The 22,347-nt window shown below is 65.2% G+C and carries 9 protein-coding genes and 1 pseudogene; 7 read left to right on the forward strand and 3 right to left on the reverse strand.

The genetic code is table 11. The features are described 5' to 3' along the window. Positions 1-99: 99 nt before the first annotated feature. Positions 100-1,374, reverse strand: coding sequence for a tetratricopeptide repeat protein (locus BEN49_RS25080; protein WP_070747857.1), 1,275 nt, complete (start codon positions 1,372-1,374; stop codon positions 100-102). A 236-nt stretch (positions 1,375-1,610) separates the two neighbouring features. Here BEN49_RS25080 and BEN49_RS25085 point away from each other — a divergent pair, with 236 nt between their 5' ends. The 6 genes and pseudogenes from BEN49_RS25085 to BEN49_RS25110 all read left to right on the forward strand — a co-directional run bounded on the left by BEN49_RS25085 (position 1,611) and on the right by BEN49_RS25110 (position 13,878). Beyond that, a complete protein-coding gene (locus tag BEN49_RS25085) occupies positions 1,611-3,185 on the forward strand; it encodes an MDR family MFS transporter (RefSeq protein WP_239692105.1) in 1,575 nt (524 codons plus the stop codon). A 337-nt stretch (positions 3,186-3,522) separates the two neighbouring features. Beyond that, positions 3,523-4,214: pseudogene (fdhD, locus tag BEN49_RS25090) on the forward strand (formate dehydrogenase accessory sulfurtransferase FdhD). 189 nt (positions 4,215-4,403) lie between these two features. Next, on the forward strand, positions 4,404-4,742 hold the full coding sequence (locus tag BEN49_RS25095; protein ID WP_070747864.1) for a DUF7009 family protein: 339 nt from the start codon (positions 4,404-4,406) through the stop codon (positions 4,740-4,742). Positions 4,743-4,793: 51 nt separating this feature from the next. Next, positions 4,794-7,355 (forward strand): FdhF/YdeP family oxidoreductase, encoded by a 2,562-nt coding sequence (locus BEN49_RS25100; protein WP_070747867.1) that lies wholly within the window; start codon positions 4,794-4,796, stop codon positions 7,353-7,355. Between the two features lie 369 nt (positions 7,356-7,724). After that, a complete protein-coding gene (locus BEN49_RS25105; RefSeq protein WP_239692106.1) occupies positions 7,725-9,071 on the forward strand; it encodes a DNA/RNA non-specific endonuclease in 1,347 nt (448 codons plus the stop codon). 322 nt (positions 9,072-9,393) lie between these two features. Next, positions 9,394-13,878, forward strand: coding sequence for a beta strand repeat-containing protein (locus BEN49_RS25110; protein WP_070747873.1), 4,485 nt, complete (start codon positions 9,394-9,396; stop codon positions 13,876-13,878). Positions 13,879-14,036: 158 nt separating this feature from the next. On the opposite strand, the gene tamL is transcribed toward BEN49_RS25110, so the two are convergent. Both tamL and BEN49_RS25120 read right to left on the reverse strand, forming a co-directional pair. Next, positions 14,037-16,556: a translocation and assembly module lipoprotein TamL gene (gene tamL, locus BEN49_RS25115; protein WP_070747876.1), complete on the reverse strand. Its 2,520-nt coding sequence runs from the start codon at positions 16,554-16,556 to the stop codon at positions 14,037-14,039. Further along, complete coding sequence (locus tag BEN49_RS25120; protein WP_070747879.1) at positions 16,553-21,724, reverse strand: translocation/assembly module TamB domain-containing protein; 5,172 nt, start codon at positions 21,722-21,724, stop codon at positions 16,553-16,555. Before BEN49_RS25120 ends, tamL begins: the two co-directional genes overlap by 4 nt. 293 nt (positions 21,725-22,017) lie before the next feature. On the opposite strand from BEN49_RS25120, the gene BEN49_RS25125 reads away from it, so the two are divergent. Continuing rightward, positions 22,018-22,347 (forward strand): carbohydrate-binding module family 20 domain-containing protein (locus BEN49_RS25125; RefSeq protein ID WP_239692107.1); only part of this gene is annotated, 330 nt, incomplete at its 3' end.

The raw sequence follows: 22,347 nt of genomic DNA on the forward strand, positions 1-22,347 counted from the left end.
GGGGCCTTTTTAGTGGCTGAACTTACACGTGGGCGGGCGGGGCAGTTAGCTGCCTTCGACGCGTTAAGTTATCAGCTGTCCGGGCGGGAAAGTGCTAATCTATTCCTTGTGGCTTCTGAGCCAAGAAGTTGCTTCCTTGTAGGAAGGGGCCATGCGGTCGCCGGCTAATACCACCATTTGGTAGTAGCGCTTGGTGCCGCGCAGGTCGTCATCGGCCTCGGCCAGCTTGCCCAGGTTGAAGGCCGCGCCCTGGTAGTAGCCGCCGCTGGTGTTGGAGAGGGTTTCGGAGAACACGATGCAGCGCTGGTAGTAGTCGCGGGCCTCGGCGAGCTTGTGGTAGCGGTACTGCATCAGGAAGCCCAGGAAGTAGGTGGCGTAGCGGCCCGAGTAGCCCTCGTAGCCGGGCATGCCCTCGTTGAGCTTGCGCAGGATGGACTTGCTGGCTTGCTCGCAGCCCGCCCAGTCGCCCTCGCGGAAGCAGAGCATGGCGTAGTTCCGCTCGAAGTAGCTGTTGTCGGGGTATTCGGCCACGAGCTTGCGGGCCACGTTCAGGGCCGCGTTTTCCTCGTGCTCCCGCTCGCTGCCCAAGATGCGCATGAGGAAAAACCGCGCCTCGGTGGCCGTGTAGAAGCCGTTTTTGCCCACCATGCGCAGCTGCTCGATGCCGAGGTCGTGGTTGCCTTTCGGGAAGAAAAGCAGCACCGGCCGTAGCCACGGGTATTCGTCGGAAATCCAGCCGGAGTAATAGTTGAACAGGCCCTGGCCGAACAGGAATTCGGGGCTCAAATCGTTGGCCTCCTTGCTCTTGTCCATGTACTCGAGCGAACGTTTCACGCCCACCGTGGCCTTGCGCCAGTCGTGGCGCTCGGCGTGCAGGCGGGCATCGAAGGCGTAGGCGGCCGAGAGGAAAAAGCAGGCCTCGTAGTTGTGCTTGTCGGCGTCGTACAGCGCTTTGGCCTTGGTGGTGGCCGTGTCCATGTAGGCAAAAAAGGTGCGGTCGTACTGCTTGGTGCCCAGGTTGGTGGGCAATATTTTCCACCAGGTGCTAAGGCCCATCAGGAAGTAGGCCATGGGGTGCTCGGGGTAGCGGCGGCGCAGCGACCGGAACTGCCGGTCGGCCCGGTCGAACTTGAAGTTGTAGAGGTTGTGCACGGCCCCGTTCAGCTCCTGCTGCACTTCCTGGTTCAGCAGCAGCCAGCCCTTGGTATCGACGGCCTCGGGAGCCACTTCCACGTCGGCCAGTTCCACTTCCTTAATGCCGCCCAAGTACCGCGCTGTGTCGGCGACCTGGGCTGCGGCCGAAAAAACCGGTAGCAGCAGTGCCAACACCAGCAGGGCCCGGCAGCCGCGTGCTAAGAATTGGACAATATCCATAAAATAAGTGTATAAAGAATTATTAAAGCTATTATAACCTTTTAAGCCCCTAAAAGTAGGTTTTTTGATTGATTATTACCGCATGGTGAGGGGTTGTAAAGGGCTGGTTTTCTTGAAAATATTCTAAAAACATTTCACTCGCCTACCTGCCGGGGCCCCAAACCCCGCCGCGGTGGCAACCGCCCGGCCCGCCAGCCAGTACACAGGCGCACTTCCGCTCCGTTCCTTCCCTTGTTTTGACCGATACCTTATCCCACCGCCAGAAGATGCTCACCTTCGGCGGCATCCTGCTGGCCATGTTCCTGGGGGCCCTCGACCAGACCATCGTGTCCACGGCCTTGCCGCGCATCGTGGCCGATTTGCACGGGCTCGACCGCTTTACGTGGGTGGCCACGGCCTACCTGGTGGCCAGCACGGCGCTGGTGCCCATCTATGGCAAGTTGGCCGATATGTACTCGCGCCGCGCCATTGAGGTGGTGGCCGTCAGCGTATTCCTGGTGGGTTCGGGGCTGTGCGGCCTGGCGGGCGAGTTTGGCACCCTGCCGCTGCTGGGCGACGGTATGACGCAGCTCATCGTGTTCCGGGCCGTGCAGGGGCTGGGCGGTGCGGGGCTGTTCGCCATGGCCTTTATCATCATTGCCGACCTATTTCCGCCCGCCGAGCGGGGGCGCTACCAAGGCTACACGGGGGCCGTGTTCGGCACGTCGTCGGTGCTGGGGCCCCTGTTGGGCGGCTTCCTGACGGACCAGGGCACCAACCTGATTCCGGGCGTGGCGGGCTGGCGGCTGGTGTTCTACGTGAACCTGCCGCTGGGCCTGGTGGCGCTGTGGTTCATTATTAGCCAGATGCCGCCGCTGCGGCCCCGCACCGAGCCTAAGCCGTTCGATTTTGTGTCGGCGCTGCTGCTGGTGGCGGGGCTGGGGCCCCTGGTGGTGGCCTTGCAGCTCAACCGGGCGCAGTACAGCTGGACGGCCCCCCTCACGCTGGGCCTGCTGGGCTGGGCCGTGGGGGCCCTAGCGCTGTTCGTGGTGCGCAGCCTGCGCCACGAAAACCCCATTCTCAACTTCAGCCTGTTCAAAAACAAGGTGTTCAGCACGGCCAACGCGGCGCTTTTTCTAATGGGCGGGGCGTTCCTAGGCGTCATCATTTTCGAGCCCTTGTTCATGGTAAACGTGCTGGGCGAATCGGCCACCCGGGCCGGCGTCAGCCTCATTCCGCTGTCGCTGGGCGTGGTCACGGGTTCGCTGCTGGCGGGCCAGATGGTGTCGCGCTTTGGCCATTATAAGCGCTGGATGCTCGGGGGCCTCGTGCTGCTGCTGGTGGGCTTGTCGCTGCTGGCCACCATGCCGCCCACCGTGCAGTACCATCAGGTGCTCATCTACTTAGCGGTGTGCGGCCTCGGCCTGGGGCCCACCATGCCCCTCTACACCCTAGCCGTGCAAAACGCCACCGACCCCCGGCTCGTGGGCCAGGCCACCTCGGCTAGCCAGTTCTTCCGGCAGATTGGCGGGGCCCTGGCAGCCTCGGCGCTGGGGGCAGTGCTCAGCTTCACGCTGGCCCACGAACTGCCCGCGGCTGCCACCGGGAGCAGCGCCCGCCTGCCCGTGGCCACCGAGGGCCCCGCACCGGTAGCGGCCACCGGCGCGGGCGGGCCCAGCCCGGCCACGCGCGCGGCCTTCTCGAAGGCCATCGGGCGGGTTTACTTCTTCAACATCTTCCTAGTCGTGGGCGGGCTCATCACCACGCTGTTCGTGCCCGAGCTGCCGCTGCGCAAAACCAACGACGGGCCCCCGGTGGGCGGCGGGGAGTAGGGGCCCCTGCGCAACGCCGGGCTCCTGGAAGGGGCCCAATGATTCGGCCGGGCCCCGCTTCAGCTGGCAGCGGCGGGCCGCCGCTGGATTAGGGGCCCCGGGCAGCGGCCAAAACACCGGCTCGCTTCGGCGGTTTCATCCCTATACCCCTCCCCACATGGAACCCGCCATCCTTTTGCCCGCCGCCAGTTACGAATTCGCCACCGTGCAAAAGGTGCGCGGTGAGGGCCCCGCCGAGGAAGCCTCCGACCAGCTGGCCGCCGAGGAGCCGCTGGAAATCCGGCTGGGCTACGCCGTGGCGGGCGGCGGGCGGGCGCACCGCACGCTGTCCGTAACGATGCGCACACCGGGGCAGGACGAGGAGCTGGCCGCCGGCTTTTTGCTGACGGAGGGCATCATCCAGGGCAAGGCCGACTTGCTGGGCGTGCGCCCCTGCCCCGACGTGCAGAAGCCCGAGGAGGCCGGCAATGTGGTGCGCGCCGAGCTGGCCGCCCATGTATCCGTTGATTTCCAGGGCTTGGAGCGGCACTTTTACACCAGCTCCAGCTGCGGCGTCTGCGGCAAAACCAGCATCGACGCCATCCAAACCACCTCCTGCCCGGTGCTGCCCGCCCAGGGGCCCCACCTGGCCTACGCCACCGTGCACCAATTGCCCGCACGCCTGCGCGCCGCCCAGGCCGGCTTTGAGCAAACCGGCGGGCAGCACGCGGCGGCCCTGTTTTCGCCCGATGGCGAGCTGCTGCTGCTGCGCGAAGACGTGGGCCGCCACAACGCCCTCGACAAGCTCATCGGTGCCGCGCTGCTGCAAGATTGGTTACCACTGCACAATCACGTGCTGTTGGTGAGCGGCCGCGCCAGCTTCGAGCTGGTGCAAAAAGCTGCCGCTGCCGGCCTCGGCATTCTGGCCGCCGTGGGGCCCCCAGCAGCTTGGCGGTGCAGGCCGCCGAGCGGTTCGGCATGACGGTGCTGGGCTTTGTGCGCAACGAGCGGTTCAACATTTACGCGCACCCGTGGCGGGTAGGCGGCTAATGCCTAACATTCATCAATTAACATTTAACAATCAAAAAGCAGGAATCAACAAACCACCAGGGGCCCCGTACTACTTATGAGGGCCCCGCATTATTAGGGGCCCGCACAACCTATTAAGGCCAATGCCCTGCCGATGCACCGAGGCCAGGCCGCCTGGTTGTTGAGTGATAAATGTTAATTGTTAATGATATGAAGCTCCGCATCGAAGACGACACCCTCCGCCTGCGCTTGTCCGACGCTGAGGTGCAGGAGTTTGCGGCCACGGGCCGGGTAGCGGCAGCGGTGCACTTTGGGGCCACCGCCGACCAGCGGCTGACCTACGCGCTGGAGCGCACGGTGCCGGCCGACGGTCCCGGCAGTGTCGTGCGGGTGCGCTACGCCCCCGGGGCCCTCACGGTGCTGGTGCCCGAGGCCCTGGCCGACGCCTGGACCGGTACCGACCAGAACGGCTTTTCGGAGCGCGTGGCCTTGGCCGACGCCCGGCAGCTGCGTATCTTGGTCGAGAAAGATTTGGACTGCCGCCACTAACCTCGGCAGTTTGTAAATATATCGTTCCCACGCTTTTAGCTTATCCCACCCATGGAAGAGTCTCCCACCAACGACCCTAGCAAAGCCGGCAAAGCCGAGCAGCAAGGCGCCGAAGACAATACGCCCAAGAGCGGTGAACGCTCGGAACAGGGCGAAGCGCCCGCCCCCGACCATTACCGCCCCGATCCCCAGATGGAACGCGACCAAACTCACATTCCGGCTCCCGACAATACGGGCGCCAAGCACCAGCACAACGTGTTGGCTCAACCCCCCGAGGAGCTAACTGGCCTGAAGCTGGAGCCGCGCATGAAAATTGCCGCCGGCGTCACGGCCGTCATCAAGTCGATGGAGTTCAGCTGGACCGAGGGCGGCGTGAACCGCGGCACCCGGGGCCTGCTGAAGATGAACCAGAAGGACGGCTTCGACTGCTCGAGCTGCGCCTGGCCCGACCCCGACGACCACCGCTCGTTTGCCGAGTTTTGCGAAAATGGCGCCAAAGCCACGGCTTCCGACGCCGACGACCGCTCGGCGGGCCCCGAGTTCTTTGCCAAGCACAGCCTGGCCGACCTCTCGCGCATGACCGACCGCGACCAGAACAACTCTGGCCGCCTCACGCACCCGATGGTGAAGCGCCCCGGCGGCACCCACTACGAGCCCATCGAGTGGCCCGAGGCGTTCGACCTCATCGGCAAGGAGTTGAATGCGCTTTCCTCACCCGACGAGGCGATTTTCTACACCTCGGGCAAGGTGCCGAACGAGCCGGCATTTTTGTTCCAGCTGTTTGCCAAGCAGTTCGGCACCAATAACTTGCCCGACTGCTCCAACATGTGCCACGAGAGCAGCGGCGCGGCCCTGAGCCCCACTCTGGGCTTGGGCAAGGGCTCCGTTACGCTCAACGACTTGTACGATGCGGAGGTCATCCTCATCATCGGCCAGAACCCGGGCACCAACCACCCGCGCATGCTGTCGGCGCTGCAAAAGGCCAAGCAGAACGGGGCTAAAATCATCAGCATCAACCCGCTGATTGAGGCCGGTCTGAACCACTTCAAGAACCCGCAGGACTTCATGAACCCGCTGAAGGCGCTGGGCGTGCTGCTCGGCGACGGCACCACCATCACCGACCTGTTCCTGCAAGTGCGGGTGGACGGCGACATGGCCCTGCTGCGCGGCATCATGAAGCACCTGTTCGAGGCCGAAGACCGCAACCCGGGCAAGGTGGTGGACCACGACTTCGTGAAGGAATTCACCACGGGCTTCGAGTCGTTTGAGCAGAACATCCGCAGCACCAGCTGGGAAGACATCGAGCAAATCAGCGGCATCAGCCGGGCCGATTTGCTGGAAGCAGCCAACATGCTGGCCACCAAGCAAAAAATTATCACCTGCTGGGCCATGGGCGTAACGCAGCAGCGCCAGGGCGTGCAAACGATCCAGGAAATTGTGAACCTGCACCTCATGAAGGGCGCCATCGGCAAGCCCGGCGCGGGCACCTGCCCGGTGCGCGGCCACTCCAACGTGCAGGGCGACCGCACGATGGGCGTGTGGGAGCAGCCGACCAAAACATTTCAGGACGCGCTGGGCAAGGAGTTCAAGTTCCAAGCCCCCTACGAGCACGGCCTCGACGTGGTGGACAGCATCAAGGCGATGTACCGCGGCAAAACCAAGGTGTACTTTAGCCTGGGCGGCAACCTGCTGGCGGCCGGCCCCGATACGGAGGTCATCGCCGAAGGCATGCGCAAGCAAAGCCTGACCGTGTTTGTGGGCACCAAGCTCAACCGCGGCCACCTCGTGACGGGCAACACCAGCCTGCTGCTGCCCTGCTTCACGCACCTCGACATTGACATGCAGAAGGCGGGCCACCAGATGACCTCTTGCGAAAACTCGATGGGCGTGGTGAGCCAGAACAAGGGGGCCCTGGTGCCCCTGCCCGGCCAGATGCTGAGCGAAGTGGCCATCTTGGCCGGCGTGGCCATTGCCACGCTGGGCCCCGACCGCACCGACGTGGCCGATTGGGTGGCGATGACGGAGAACTACGACGTGATCCGCGACCATATTGCGCGCGTGATTCCGGGCTTTGAGAAGTTCAACGAGCAGCTGCGCAAGCCGGGCGGCTTCTACCTGCCCAACGGACCCCGCGAGCGGAAGTTTACGACCGAAAACGGCATGGCCAACTTCACCACCACCGAGCTGGAGAAGTACACCCTGGAACCGGGCCAGCTCGTGCTGATGACCGTGCGCAGCCACGACCAGTTTAACACGACCATTTACGAGTACAACGACCGCTACCGCGGCGTGCATGGCGAGCGGCGCGTGCTATTCATGAACAAGGAGGACATGGCCGAGCGCGGCCTCAAGGCCAAGGACCTCATCGACATCACGAGCCACTTCGAGGGCCAGGAGCGCAAGGTGGAGAAGTTCGTGACGGTGCCCTACGAGATTCCGCGCGGCAACGTGTCGGCCTACTTTCCCGAGGCCAACCCGCTGATTCCCATCTCCAGCGTGGCCAAAACCAGCAACACGCCCACCTCGAAATACGTGGTGGTAACGGTGGCCCCCGCCAAGGTGAGCAAGGCCCCGGCCCAGCAAGCCCCCGCCCGCGAAGCCGTACCGGCGTAGTTGTAAGTAATTAATTACTTAAATAAATAAAAGGCCCGCTACGGAATGTAGCGGGCCTTTTTTACGTCCGTTAAGGCCCCCAGCTTTCGGAAAACGGACGCAATTAATTGCAGTCTTGGCGGGGTTGGGCGAAAATTAATTGGGCGGGAAACAAGCTGAATCCAATGCCTTAATTTATAAATAATTATTAATTAAAATATTAATTATAAACAAGTTTAGCTCTTATATTATTCTGATAAAATATTAGTGTTAAGCCCAATAATTAATAATTAAAAAACACCTGCGTCCTATCTCGTCCTTAATTTTGTGGTTCGGCTGCGCGTGGTTGCCAGCCGGTTAATTAATTAGGGGCCTTTTTCGGAACGGTGTATGCCAGAGTTTTTACGTAGTTCTTTTCGCTATTGGCTGGTCCTTTCGGGCCTGGTGTTGCAGCCCGTGTACGCGGCCCGGCCCGGGGCCCCGGCCGCCGTGGCCGCCAACCCGCAGGAAACCTTTGATACCGGCAGCAAGCCCGATTACCCCACCGGTACGGTAGCCCTGGCCACCGGCAGCTGGACGCTGGCGGACGCCGTGCTCGGCAGCTCCGACGCCGACCACAAGGACGGCACCCAGGCCGTGCGCTTGCAGCAGCGCGGCACCCTCACGATGGACTTTTACCTGCCCGACGGGGCGGCCACCGTTACGGTGCAGCACGCCATTTATGGCGCCGACGCCAGCAGCAGCTGGGAGCTGTGGGCTCAGTCGGAAGCCTGCAACTGCAACAAGTGGACGAAGGTGGGCAACACGGTGTTCACCACCAGCGCCACGCTCCAGGCCGTGTCGTTCAGCCCCAACATCCCGGGCCGCGTCAAGTTCGAAATCCGCAAAACCTCGGGCGGGGCGGCGCGGCTGAACATCGATGACTTCGCCGTGACCGACTACAGCGGGGCGCAGCCGTCGGCCACCAACGACAACCTGGCCCTGGGCAACCCCAGCGGTGCCGTCACCGACCTCAACTCGCCCAACAACTACCTGCTCGTAAAGCCCCAGTACGTGGTGGGTTACAGCCGCGACCAAGGCAAGCCCAACTGGGTGAGCTGGCACATCGACAGCTCGGACCGCAACGGCATCGACCGCCAGGACACCTTCCGCAACGACCCCTCGCTGCCCGACGGCTGGTACCAAGTGCAGAGCACGAGCTACACCGGCTCGGGCTTCGACCGCGGCCACAACTGCCCCTCGGCCGACCGCACGTCGAGCATCGAGAACAACTCGGCCACGTTCTTCATGACCAACATGATGCCCCAGGCCCCCAACAACAACCAGAAAACCTGGGCCGACTTGGAAAACTACTCCCGCACCTTCTTGCCCGGCAACGAGGTGTACGTGGTGTGCGGCAGCTACGGCAAGGGCGGCACCGGCTCGGCCGGCTACATGGAAACCATCGACCAGGGCCGCGTGACGGTGCCCAACCGCACGTGGAAGGTGATTGTGATTCTGCCCGTGGGCACCAACGACGTGGCCCGCATCACGGCCAACACCCGCGTGATTGCCGTGGACATGCCCAACGCCAACACAATTGACCTGGACTGGGGCACCTACCGCACCACCGTGGACGCCATCGAGGCCTCGAGCGGCCTCGACCTGCTCTCGAACCTGCCGTTGGACGTGCAGGCCGCCCTCGAAGCCAAAACCGATGCCGGCCCCACGCAAGCCCCTGTCGGCGCTGCGCAGTAATTGGGCCCCTTCCCGTATTTTCCTAAAAACGACATAACCGTCTATATGACAATTTTTTATCGCAGCGTTTGGAGATTGACGCAGTTGCCAGCTTTCCTCGCTTGCTTGCTGTGCTTCGGCGCGCAGCAGAGCTGGGGGCAAACGCCCTACCTACTGACCGACGGCACCTATAAAGAGGACTTTGCCGGCATCGGCACCACCAACACGGGCTGGACGACCAACTTCGCGGCCGGCGCCGGCGCCAACCGTTTCGGGGTGGCCACGCGACCCGAAGTTTCCGAACACCAACACCGTTTTCGCTTCGTCCACTTCTTCGGGTGGGGTGCAAAAGGGCGCCGCGGCCATTGTGCTGCTGGCCACCGGCACCGACGGCACCAACGCGTCCGGCTTCGACCTGTACCTGGATTTCACGGGCACCACGGCCGGCACCATCAGCCTCGACTGGGCGGAGTTGAACAACGGCACCGGCAACCGGCAGTCCACCTTCAAGCTGCAAACCAACACCGGGGGCCCCGGCGGCTTCGTGGACTTGGCGGGCAGCACCGTCGTCGTCACCAACAACGAAGTGTCGGCGGGCCGGCTCACCGTGGCCCTGCCGGCCGCCCTCACTGGCTCGCTGGCCAAGGTGCGCTTTTACCTAGCGGCCACGGCCGGCGGCACTGCCCCCACGGGCAGCCGCCCCCGGTTCAGCATCGACAACCTGGAAGTAACCGCGGGGGCCGCCGTGCCCGCGCCCACCACCAGCCTGAGCACGGGCAGCGTGGCGCCGACGTCGTTCTGCGTGGCGCCCGCGGCGGGCAGCCCTTCGTTCGACGTGCCTTTCACCGGCACGGGCACGTTCACCGGCACCTATAAGGTGCAGCTCTCCGACGCCAGCGGCATATTTGCGGCCAGTACCACCACCGGCATCATCGGCACGGGCGGCGCCTCGCCAATTGCGGCGGCCATCCCAGCCGGCACGGCCAGCGGTACCGGCTACCGCGTGCGGGTGCTGAACGACGGCCCCGCCACCTACGGCACCAACAACGGCGCCGACCTGACCGTGAGCCTGACGGCCGCTAGCGTGGCCGTGTCGGTGACCCCCGCGGGGCCCCAAACGGTGGCCGCCGCCGGCACCGGCGCGGCCCTCACGGCCAGCGCGCCGGCCGGCGCCACCTTTGCCTGGCAGTACGGCACCAGCGCTGCGGGGCCCTACAGCACCGCCGTGGCCACGGGCGCTACCTACCAAGTGCGCGGCGCCGATTTCCCCGGCGCGGGCACCTACTACTTGGTGGCCCAGGCCACCGCTACTACCACCTGCGGCGCCACCACCGGCACCAGCGACCCCATCGCGGTGACCGTATCGGCCCCGGCCGCCACGCCCACGCTGAGCGTTTCGCTGACCACGCTGCCCGATTTTGGCAACGTGGCCGCGGGCGCGGCTTCGCTGCCAAAAAGCTTCGTGGTGGGCGGCGACGCCCTCACGGGGCCCATCACCGTCACGCCGCCGGCGGGCTTTGAAATCCGCACCGGCGCCACCGCTTTCGCCTGCTGCGCCATCGTGCTGACGCCGGTCGGCGGCAGCGTGCCGGCCACCACCATCGACGTGCGCTTCGTGCCCACGGGGGCCCAAACGTACCAGGCCACCGTGCCGGTAACGAGCCCCGGCCTGCCCGGCCAAGCCGTGGCTGTGTCGGGCACGGGCGTGGGCACGGTGTACCCGGCCACGCTGGGCACCGCGGCCATCACCGATCTAGCGTCCACTACCGCCACCACCGGCGGCACTGTGGCCGACGACGGCGGCAGCCCCGTGATTGCGCGCGGCGTGGTGTGGGCCAAAACGGCCAACCCCACCCTGAGCGCCAGCAAAACCTCGGACGGCACCGGCACCGGCGCGTTCACCAGCGCCCTCACCGGCCTGCTGCCCGGCACCACCTACTTCGTGCGCGCCTACGCCACCAACGGCACGAGCACGGCCTACGGTGACGAGCTGGCCTTCACCACCGTGGCCGTGCCCTTGGCCGCCGAGCCCACCGCCCCCGCGGCGCTGGCGGCCGGCCAGGTCACCAGCACGTCGGTGGAACTGACCCTGAGCGGCGGCGACGGCACCAAGCGCCTCGTGGTAGCGCGCCTGGGCGGCGACGTGAACGCCGTGCCCGCCGACGCCACCACCTACGCCGCCGACCCGGCCTTTAGCAAGGGCAGCGTGCTGGGCACGGGCAACTACGTGGTGTACAACGGCACCGGTACCAGCGTGACCGTGACGGGCTTGCGCCCGAACACGTCGTACTCCTTCGCCGTGTTTGCCTTCAACGACAACGACACGCCCTACGCCGAGAACTACCTGACCACCGCGCCCGGCACCCTGGCGCAAGCCACCCAGGCCATTCCCGCCGCGCTGCTGCTCGAAGAGAACTTCGAGTATCCCGCTGGGGCCCTGCTGACGGCCAACAACTGGACGGCCCACAGCGGCGCGGGCACCAAGGCCGTGGCCGTGACGACGCCCGGCTTGTCGGCCGCCGGCTACGGCCCCAACAGCGGCAACGCGGCCTCCCTCACCGGCAGCGGCGAAGACGTGAACCGGCAGTTTGACGCCGTGTACGCCCGCACCCCGGTGTACGTGTCGTTCCTGGTGAACGTGGCCAACGCCTCGGCCACGGCCGACTACTTCTTCCACTTGGGGCCCAAGTCCATCGGCACCACGTTCCGCGCCAAGGTGTACATCCGCAAGAACACGGCGACCAACAAGGTGGCGTTTGGCGTGGTCAGCGGCTCCGGCGCCACCGTCTTCACTACCGACGAGTACGCCCTGAACACCACGCACTTGCTGGTGCTGAAGCACGTCTTCGACGAAGCCGGCAACACGACCCAGCTGTTCTTGAACCCCGCCACCGACACCGAGCCGACCACCGCCACGGCCACGGCCACCGAAACCGGGACCACGCCGGCCGCGCCCAACGACAACATCGGGGCCGTGGCCCTGCGCCAGGGCGCCAACTCGCCCACGCTGACGGTGGACGGCATCCGGGTGGGCACCAGCTACCGCGTGGTGAAAACCGGCCTGGTTTGCTTGCCGCCGGCCCCGTCGTTCACGGCGGCCCCGGTGTGCGCGGGGGCCCCCACCGCGTTTGTTGACGCCTCGACCGGCCTGGAAGCCAACGCGACCTACGCCTGGGACGTGGACGGCGACGGCACCACCGACGCCACCACCAAGGGCCCCCTGGCCTACACCTACGCCGCGCCCGGCGTATACACCGCCACGCTGACCATCGCCCAGGGCGCCTGCTCGGAGTCGTACACGCAGCAAGTGACGGTGCAGGCCCTGCCCACGGCCACCCTCAGCGGCGACGCGGCGGTGTGCGCCGGCAGCTCGGCCACGCTCGCCATTCGCCTCACCGGCACCGCCCCCTGGACGGTGAACTACTCCGCCGATGGCGGCACCACTTCGACCGCGCTGGCTGTGGCCGCCGCCGCCGTGGACGCTGAAGGTGTGTACCACTTGACGGTAACGCCCGCCGCCACTACCACCTACTCCCTGACGTCGGTAGTGGACGGCAACTGCACGGGCACGGCCCCCGCCGGCACTACCACGGTAACCGTGAACACGGCCCCCGTGGTGGCGGTGCCCACCGTGCCGGTAGCTACTACCACGGCCGACCAGTGCGGCGCCACGGTGGCGTTTGCCGCCACGGCTACTGGGGCCCCCGCCCCGGCCATCGTCTACTCGGTGGTACAGGGCGGCGTGGCCACGGCCATTACTTCGCCCTATTTCTTCCCGGTGGGCACGACGGTTGTAACCGCTACCGCCACCAACGGCTGCGGCACCGATGCCAAGACCTTCGCCGTGACGGTGCAGGACAAGCAGGCCCCCACCGTGGTGGTGCGCAACCTGACCGTGAATTTGGCCAACGGCACCGTGGCCATCACACCCGCTCAGGTAGACAACGGCAGCACCGATGCCTGCGGCATTGCATCGCTGGCGCTGAGCAAAACGACGTTTAGCTGCGCCAACATCGGCGCCAACACCTTGACGCTGACCGTGACCGACATCCATGGCAACACGGCTAGCCAGACCGCCACCGTCACGGTGATGGGCACCGTGCCGACGCCCACCATCGCCGTCAAGCCCGCTTCGGCGGTATACACCGGCGGCGTGGCCACCAACCTGTACTTGGGCTACGGCCCCCAAAGCGCCACCCTGGCCGCTACGGGCGGCGTGAGCTACCGCTGGGCCCCGGCCACTGGCTTGAGCAGCAGCACGGCGGCCAACCCAGTGTTCACGGCTACCGCGGCCGGCACGTTCACTTACACCGTGACGGCCACCAGCGCGTCGGGCTGCACCGGCACGGCCACCGTAACGCTGACCGTAACCGATGTGCGCTGCGGCAACAAGAATGATAAGGTGACCGTCTGCCACAAAGGCAATGCGCTCTGCGTTTCGTCAGGCGATGTGGCCGACTACCTCGCCCACGGCGACCAGCTCGGCAACTGCTCGGCTAAAGGCGGGAAAGCCACGGCCGCCGCCGGGGCCCTGTTGGCGGGCGGCATCGTGGCCCCCGAAGCCATTGTGCCCGTGTTCGAAGCACACCCCAACCCGTTCACTACGCGGGCCGTGGTGCACTTCCGCGCCGCCAGCACCGGCCCGGCCCAGTTGCTGCTCTACAACTCGCTGGGCCAGTTGGTGAAAACGCTTTACAACGGCACCGCCCAGGCCGGCCAGGATTACGAAGTGGCCGTGGACGGCGCCGACCTGGTCACGGGCCTTTATACCGGCCGCCTGCTGGTGGACGGCAAAGCACAAGCCCTGCGCCTCATGCTAAGCAAGTAGGGCCCCCGGGCGCGCTGGCTCCGCACTGGCGCGCCTGCTGCTGCACCGTTTGGCAACAACATAGGGCCCCGGCCACGGAATGCAACGGATGCATTCGGTAGCCGGGGCCCTCCGTTTTTTGCGTCAGCTGGCCCTGCTTGTGGGGCCCCCAGCAGGAATCAGAACGGGTAGCCGATGGCCAGGTTCAGGCGGCCGGTGCGGCTCACGTTGCCGGCGTCGTCGACAGGGGTGCCGTAGCCGGCGCGCAGCGGCACAGCGTAGTCGAAGCGGATGACGAAGAACTGCACGTCGATGCGAATGCCCGCGCCCGCGCCCACGGCCAGCTGGTTGAAGAAGGAGCTGGCCTTGAACTGGCCGCCGGGCCGGGCGGGGTCGTCGTTCACGAGCCAGATGTTGCCGGCGTCCATGAACAGGGCCCCCTTCACGTAGGGAAACAAATCCTGGCGGTACTCGATGTTGCCCTCCAGGCGCATGTCGCCCACCTGGTCGTAGAAGCTGTTGTTCACGTCGGCGCCGGTGGGGCGGTAGGTGCCGGGGCCGACGCCCCGGGCGGCAAAGGCCCGCACCGAGTTGGGGCCCCCAATGCCGTACTGCTTGATGTAGGGCAGCACGCTGGAGTTGCCGTAGGGGCGGCCTACGCCGGCCAGCAGGCGGCCCACAATGCGGTTGCCCTTGGCGGGGTCGGCCGAGAGGCGGAAGTACTCGCGGAATTCCAGGTCCAGCTTGGCGTACTGGCTAAACACCTGGTTGCCGATGGTGTACTTGCCCTCGTCGTTCTTAGTACCTATTTTGCCGGCAAGCAGCGCAGCCAGGTTGCCGCTGGTTTCGATGCCGCCCTGGAAATAGATCTGCTGGCGGCGCTGCTCCAGCACCTGCTGGTTATAGGTGTAACGGTAGCTGCTGGCCAGGATGAACTGCTGGCGGAACGAGTTTTTCAGAAAGGGCTTCTCATTCAGCAGCGAATCGAACGCCAGGCTGGTATTCGAGAGCCGCACGTACGATACGTCGATGGGCGTGATGACCTGCTCGTTGGTAATCTTAGTTTTGAAGCTGTAGCCGTACTTCAGGTTCACGAGCTGCTCGGTGAAGAAGTTGGCCCGCGTCACCAGCTTCACGCCCGCCTCGAAGGTGGTGCGGGGCTGGAAATCGGAGTTCACCAGGCGCGGGTTGAAGAACGGCAGGTTGGGCACGATGAGGCGCGGCACAAGCAGCTGCGCATTCAGGCCCAGCTCGTAGCTCGTCAGGCCCAGGGTCCCTTCGCCGCCGGCGTTGCTCTGCGTTTCGGTCGAGGCCGTGGCGTTCACCAGCAACTGCTCGGCCCCGCGGAAGGCCGAGCGGTTGCGGAACGTAATCTTCAAACCGGGGCCCACAAAGCCGTTGCTCTTGCTGACGAGGCCTAGCTCGGCGCGCAGGCTTTTCTTCTTGAGTTGGGTCATTAGCACATCGGCGTCGAGGCGGCCCAGGCCCACGGGGGCGCGCATGGCCGGAAACTGCTGGGTGGTGCCGATGTCCGTGGAGTCTTCCCGCGTGCTGGCCGGGGCGTTGGCGCGGTAGCGGGCCGTGGGGCCCGTCGAGTCGCTGGCAGCCACGGGATTGAACCGGATTTCGACGAACTTGAACGTGCCCAGGCTCATGAGGCGGCTCAGGGTCTGGTCGCGCCGCTTGCGGCGGTACAGGCTATCCGGGAACAGGAACGTGGCCCGCGTGATGGCCTTGGCTCGGAACATCTCCTCGTCGGGGAAGTACCGGAAGCCATCGGCGATGATGGGGGGGCGTTCGGTCGTGTCGGTCAGCACGTAGTTCGTGTTCAGCGTCACGTTGCGCAGCCGGTAGGGCTGGCGCGAGCGGGCGGGCGTGAGGCCCTTCACGGTCACGAACACGTCGACCTGCTTGTGGTAGGTGCTGTCGACTTCAAAGAGCAACGCATCGGCCGAGAAGTAGTAGTAGCCCTGGTTTTTCAGGGCCTCGTCAATGCGCAGCCGCTCGTTGGTGAGCACGGCCAAGTCGTAGGGGTCGCCCACCTTCAGCAGCGAGCCGGGGGCCGTGGCCCGGATGGCGGCGTTGAGCAGCGTGTCGCCCGGTGGGAACGTGATGCTGCGCATGGTGTAGGCCCGGTCCACGGTGGCTTTGTAGTCTACCTGGGCGGTGCGGTCCTTTTCTTTCACCTCGTGGCTCACCTTGGCCGCAAAATAGCCGTGGTTGTAGAGGCGGTTGAGCATCAGGTTCTCGGTGGCCGGAATCTTCACCTGCGAGAGCAGCACCGGGGCCTCGCCCAGCTTATCGGCAAAAAAGTGGCCCAGGCCCTTGGTCTTGCCTTCGCCCAGGTGCCAGAAAAACAGCTTGGGGCGCATGCCCAGCAACGAGAAGTTGGGCACGGGCCGCACCACGGACTCCAGCTCCGTGACCAGCGCCGATTCATTTTTGAGCTTCTCGGGGGCCTCAACTTTCACCGTCGTGCCGGTGTAGAGCTTCTCGTTGGCCGGAATGTATTTTAGCCCCGAACAGGCCGACAGCCACAGGGCCGCGCCGCCCACGAGCAGGTTGCGAAAACGGAGGCGGGAAGGTAGGTGGGTCAACAGCAATACGATGGGGTTAAAAAGGTGCGCGGGCCGGCGCGCCCGCAGGCGGCGGGCCGGGGCCGCGGGGGCCCCCAGGCGGTGGGTGGGGGGCTGGGTCATTTCACGCGGCTGCTATCGGCCCGGGGGGCCGTGTTTTTCACCGAGTCGCGCTCGGCTTTGCGGTCCAGCTTTTCCTGCTGGCGGCTTTCCTTGCGCTGCTGCTTCACGGGGGCACTCACCTTGGCAAACAGGTCGCCGAGGTTATCGTAGTCGCGCTGGAACACCAGGGCGGCCCCGGTGCGCACAATGGGCCCGTCGATGTCCTCGTAGCCGTTCTGGCGGAAGGCGCGCAGGCGCAGGCGGCCGTCGCGCAGCAGGGTGTACTCCAGGCTCACGTCGCCCACCAGGTTGCTGGCGCTGGTAGTGCCGGTGGTGCTCTGGGTGCCGTTGCCGCCCGAGAGGGCAATGTCGGTGCCCACGCGCACGGTGAGGCGGTTGTTGAGCAGCTGGCGTTTCACGGCCACGTTCAGGTCGGTGCGGCTGCCCTGGCTGCCGTCGGTGCCGTAAGTGGCCTGGTTGGTCACGCCCAGGTCGAGGCCCAGGCCGGAGAGGTACTTGCCCGTCAGGCTCTGGAGCTGCTCGGTGAGCACGGCGCTGGCCGAGCCGCGCAGCTGCCCGGCCACGAAGCCCTCGCCGCTGCTGCTCTGGAACGGATTCTGGGTCACGAAGCGTCCCAGAATCAGGAGCGAAAACACCTGCTTGCTCAGCTCCGAGGTTTGGTTGGGCTGGCGCAGGGCGGCCAGGCGGGCCTCCACCTGGCTCCCCACTTCGCCCGAGCGTTGGTTTTCCGGCATCGTAATATCAAAGCCGATGGTGGGCTTGCTAATCTGATCGGTCACGTTCAGCAGCACGTTGAAGTCCAGCAGGTTGCGCGAGAGGCTGGCAATGGCGGGGTCGGTGGCGCCCTGGCTGGCAATCAGTTCCGACGGCGGGGCCTTTACCTTATACACGGCCGTGATGTTGAGGTCGGCGTTGTAAGGGTCGCCGGTCCAGTTGATGGTCGAGCCCCGGCGGATGAGGAAGTCGCGGGTGGCCAGGTCGTAGAGCGAGAGGTGGTACTTGCCGCGGGCCACGGTCAGGCGCCCGCTCAGGGTGATGGTGCCGGCCGGGTCCATCTCCGTATCGAGGGTGCCGCTGGCGCGCACTTGCAGGTTGTCGCCGCTCACCGGGTCGATGACGATGGTGAAGGGCGTGCGGGCCGTCACCGTTACCTGCGCCGCGATGCTGTAGCCCGTGGCGCTGGTCTGCACCGTATCCAGCCGCACTTTGCGGGCCAGTGAGGTATCGAGCAGGGCGCTCTTGTCCACAAATTTCACGATGCCGTCGCGGGCCACCGCGGCCGGGTCGTCGGTCGGCGCTTCCACCGTCAAGCGCGAGCCGTCCACAATGGTGACCTTGGTTTTAACGGCAATCAGCGACAGGGGCCCCGTGATGCGGGTGTCCGAATCGAGCACCAGCTTGCCGTAGAACAGCTGGTTGTCTTTGCGGGTGCTGTTCACGGCCACGAAGTTGTCGCTCACGGCCCGCAGGTCAAACACGTAGTCCACGAAGTTCTTGGTGCGCAGGTAGCCGTTGGCCACCGCCCGGTTCGAGGCCGAGTCGAGCACCGTGAAATTATCGAACTTGATGCCCTCGGCATCGAACGCCAGCGCCTGGCCGGGCAGGCGGTAGGGGGCCCCCAGCTGCGGCACCACGAAGCTGGCGTCGTCGGTCGTCACGAGGCGGCCGCGTACGATGGGCGCGCTGGGCGTACCCGTTATGGCCAGCTCGCCGTTTAGGGCCCCGGTGGCTTTGCGCACCTGCCCCACCGAGAACGGCTCCACCAGCTTCAGGTTGAGGCGCTGGGCGGTGAGGGTGAAGTTGAGCGGGCTGGGGCTATTGGGCGTGGTGAGGTAGAAGCCGGCCAGGCGCACGTCATTAGGGGCCCCACCGGGCTCACCGCCGGTGAGGCGGGCGTCCACGTCGTAGCGGTCGGCGCTGGGGTTGGTGGCGCGCAGGGACAGGTCGCCCAGGTTGGCTTTCTGGAACACGAGGCCTTTCACGGTGGCATCGGCCACGAAGGCCAGCCGCGGCGTGCCCAGCCCGCGCAGCTCGGCCGTGCCGTCGAGAGTGCCGGCCACCAGCGAATCCTGCTGCTCCACGGCCTTGGCCAATTCGGCCAGGTCGAAGTCCTTGAAGGTGATATTCAGCGGCGAGGTTTGCTGGGTGGGGTCCTTGCTCTGCACGGCCAGCGTGCTCCGGCCGTTGGTCAGGTTCAGCTTGTCGGCCACCACGGCGCCGCTGGGGTAGTAGCGCACGAAGTTGCCCGCGCCCGCCGTCCAGTTCTCGTAGTTCAGTATCTGCTCGGGCGCGGCCTCAAACTGGTACACCACGGCCCCCGCCGCCTGCCCGCGGCGGGCCGGGGCGTCCAGGGTTTGCAAGGTGCCGGCTAGGGCCAGCCGCTCCCGGTCGCTCGAGTCGCCGAGGATGGACGCGCGGGCAAACACCTTGTTATTAGCAATGTTGCCCACAATGGCGGGCTGGCGCAGCTTGATGGTGGTGTCCTGCGCGGCCCGGGCCAGGCGCAGGGCGTAGTCCAGCTTCTGGGCGTTCGAGCCCACGTTCAGGTTCAGCGAGTCCACCCGGTAGTTCTCGTAGCGGATGATGGGGATGGCGGTGGTAGCGGTCAGCTTGGCCTGGGGGCGGCTGTACTCGCCGGCTACGGTGAAGGGCGAAATTTCCTTCAGGCCCTTCACCAGCTTGGTGGCCAGCTTGGGGTCCTTCAGCGCCAGCGAGTAAGTGAAATGGCGGTCGGCGCCGTTGGCCACGTAGCGCACGCCGGGCAGCTTGAGGTAGCGCGCCAGGTGCTGCTGCAGCTCGGGGGCCAGGTCGCCCAGGTGCACGTTACCGTCGAGCTTCACTGCAAATAAGTCGGAGTCAAAGTCCACCGCCGTGCGCGTGGCCGTCTGAATGATGCGGCCCTGCAAGGTGTTGAAAGCAAACGGCTGGTTATCGCGCACAATCACCACGTTGGTGCCGCTGAATGTGCCTTGAATCGTATTTAGGCTGTTGCCGCTCAGGTCGGTTTTTAGGTTGCCCTGAATGCGCAAGTCGCCGTCGTATAGGCCCAGGGCCTTCAGGTTCACGCTTTTCAGGTTCACGTTGAAGGCGTAGGCCGGGTTGTTGCCGTTGCGCAGGTTCACCACACCGTTCAGGTCGAAGGCTAGGTTGGGGTCCTGCCGGCTGCTGGCCTTAATGGTGTACTTGTTGCGGTCGATGTCCACGGTGGTGGTGATGCCGCGGTAGGTGTAGCCGTTGTAGCGGGCGCTCTGCACGGTGGCGTTCACGCGGCCCACCAGGGTAGCGGGGTCCTGCAAGTTGCCGGTGGCATTGATGCGTCCCGAGGCCGTGACGCGCCCGATCTGCGGGTCCTTCAGCAGCTTCCCAAAGTCAAAGCCCTTCACCGCGAACGTGCCCACCAGCGGCTGCTTGCCGTTGGCCTGCGCCGCCCCCAGGTCGCCCTTGAATGCCAGGGCCCCATACGTGGTGCTCAGCTGCAAGTCGGTGGCGAATTGCAGCGTGGTGGGCCGGCCCTTGAACGTGCCGCTCAGCGACAGGGTAGGGGGCACGCTGATGTTGTCCGGAATGCTGCCTTTCGGCGCGAGGCTCAAAATATCGGCCCGCGTGGTGCTGAACTGCTGCACGTCGAACTCGGTGTACAGCCGCCCGTCCACGTTGGGCAGGCCGGTGATGCGGGCCCGCCGCGCCTTGAGCACGGTGCCGCGCAGGGCCACCGCGTCGAGGTTGCGAATCGTGAGGTCGTCCACCCGCCCGTTCACCAGCCCGCTGATGAGCAGCGACTGGTTGGGACCCGTGTTGAAGGGCGGTGTATCGGCCAGGCTGGGGGCCAGGTACAGGATGTCGCGGAAGCCCAGGCGCACGTTGCGCAGGTCGCCTTCCACGCGCATCTTGGCCAGCTGCTTGGGGTCGCTCAGCCCGCTTAGGCTCTGGAAGCCAATGGCCAGCGTGCGCCGGATGCGGGTGTGCGGGGTAATCAGGTCGAGGCTGTCCAGGCGTACCTGCACCGAGTCGTAGATGACGTTGGCGCGCCACGAGTCGATGCGGAAGCCGCTCTTCTCCTTGCCCGCCAGGTTGTCGACCTTCACGGTGGTGCGGTTTTCCGAAAATGCCAGGTCGTGCGTATTCAGCACCAGGTCCGTGAACTGCAAGTGGTTGTAGTCCAGGGCCGGGAGCCGGGTTTTTTGCTTGGGCTCGTTGAAGTTGTCGAAGGCCACGTCCACGCCGCTGATGTCGGATTCGGCCAGCGTCACGCGCCAGCTCAGTGGGGCCCCGGCGGGGTCCTGGGCCTGCTGGTTCTTGTCGGCGGCCTCGTTGATTTTGCGCACCGCCTCGGCCGGGTTCACCACGCGCTGGTCCACAGGCACTAACTTGTTCTGGGCGTAGGCGAAGTGCGTGTTTTTCAGCGTGAGCTTGGTCAAATCCACGCGCTCCTTTTGCAGGTCAATATTTTTGGCCGTCACGTCGGCCAGCCCGATGCGGGTGTCAATAAATTGTGCCGCGGGCCCGTTTTTATACACAAAACGCACGCTGTCAAGCACCGCGTGGTTCAGTCCGAACTGCAACGTGAGCGGTTCGGAAGGCTTGGGGTCGGCCACCTCGGGCGCCGTTTTGGTCTGGTTGATGACAATGGACGCCCGCCGCAGCGCCGCTTCGTCCACCTTATAAATGGATTTATCCACGTCCACCTCGTCCATCGTCACGGCCACCTCGCCCAGCCGGGCCCGCAGGTCGGAGCCGGTAATCTGGTCGTCCTGGGTGAAGTAGATGTTGGTCAGCTGCGCCTTGCCAATGTTATACTTTATGCCTGATGCAGTAGTGTCCACCGGAGCCGTAGGGTCGGTGAAGGCGTCAATAATGAAGTCGTAGTTGTTTACCGAATCGGGGGCCGTGCGGGTGAGGCGCACGCGGCCATCGTTCAGCTCCACGGCGCTGATGCTCACCTGCTTTTTGGCCAGGGCGAAAATATCAATGCTTACGCCCAGGTGGCCCACCGACAGCAGCGTGTCGTTCTTCTGGTCAGCCAGGTACACGTCGTCCAGGTTAATGGCGTGGCGGAAGTCGGTGCGGAATTTTCCAATACGCACAGTGGTATTCAGCTTGCCTTGCAGGTAGCTTTCGGCCTGGCGGGCCACAAAATCCTGGGTGGCCGGGAACTGAAGCGCCACCACTACTATAAGGAGTAGCAATAGCACAAAACCAATCAGCCCCAGCAGGGCGTAGAGGGCGCGGCGTAGGTAGAGGGCAGAAGTGCTGATGGTGCAGGCGGAAAAGGGTAAGGTCGTCTAAACGCAAATTTAGGGGCCTGGGTTGGAACCCTGGCCCGGGCCAGCAACGTGAAACCGTTTGCTTTAGCGCTCAACGCAGCGGAGCGGAATTATCTTTCGGCAGTTTTTTAATCTTTGATTATGACCATTCAATTCTCGCTTCCGTACCGCACCGCCTGGGGCCAGCGCCTCGCCGTGTGCGGGGCCGGCCCGCCCTAGGCGACTGGAACGCCGCCGCCGCCGCCCTCATGCACTACGACGACGTGGCCGGCCGGTGGTACCTCGACGTGGAGCTGCCCGCCGGTTCGCTCTCCTATAAGTACGTGCTGCTGGCCGCCGACGGGGCCCCCACCTGGGAGGCCCGGGCCAACCGCACGCTGGTGCTGGCCGGCCCCGCCCAACGCCTGCTGCTGGCCGATTACTGGCACACCCCCGCCGTGCCTGAGAACGAGCTATTCACGGCCGCCTTTACCAAGGCGTTGTTCCGCCGCCCCACCGCTGGTCCCCCCGTGGCCGCCACTAGCCCC

Source organism: Hymenobacter coccineus (assembly GCF_001816125.1).
GTDB lineage: Bacteria > Bacteroidota > Bacteroidia > Cytophagales > Hymenobacteraceae > Hymenobacter > Hymenobacter coccineus.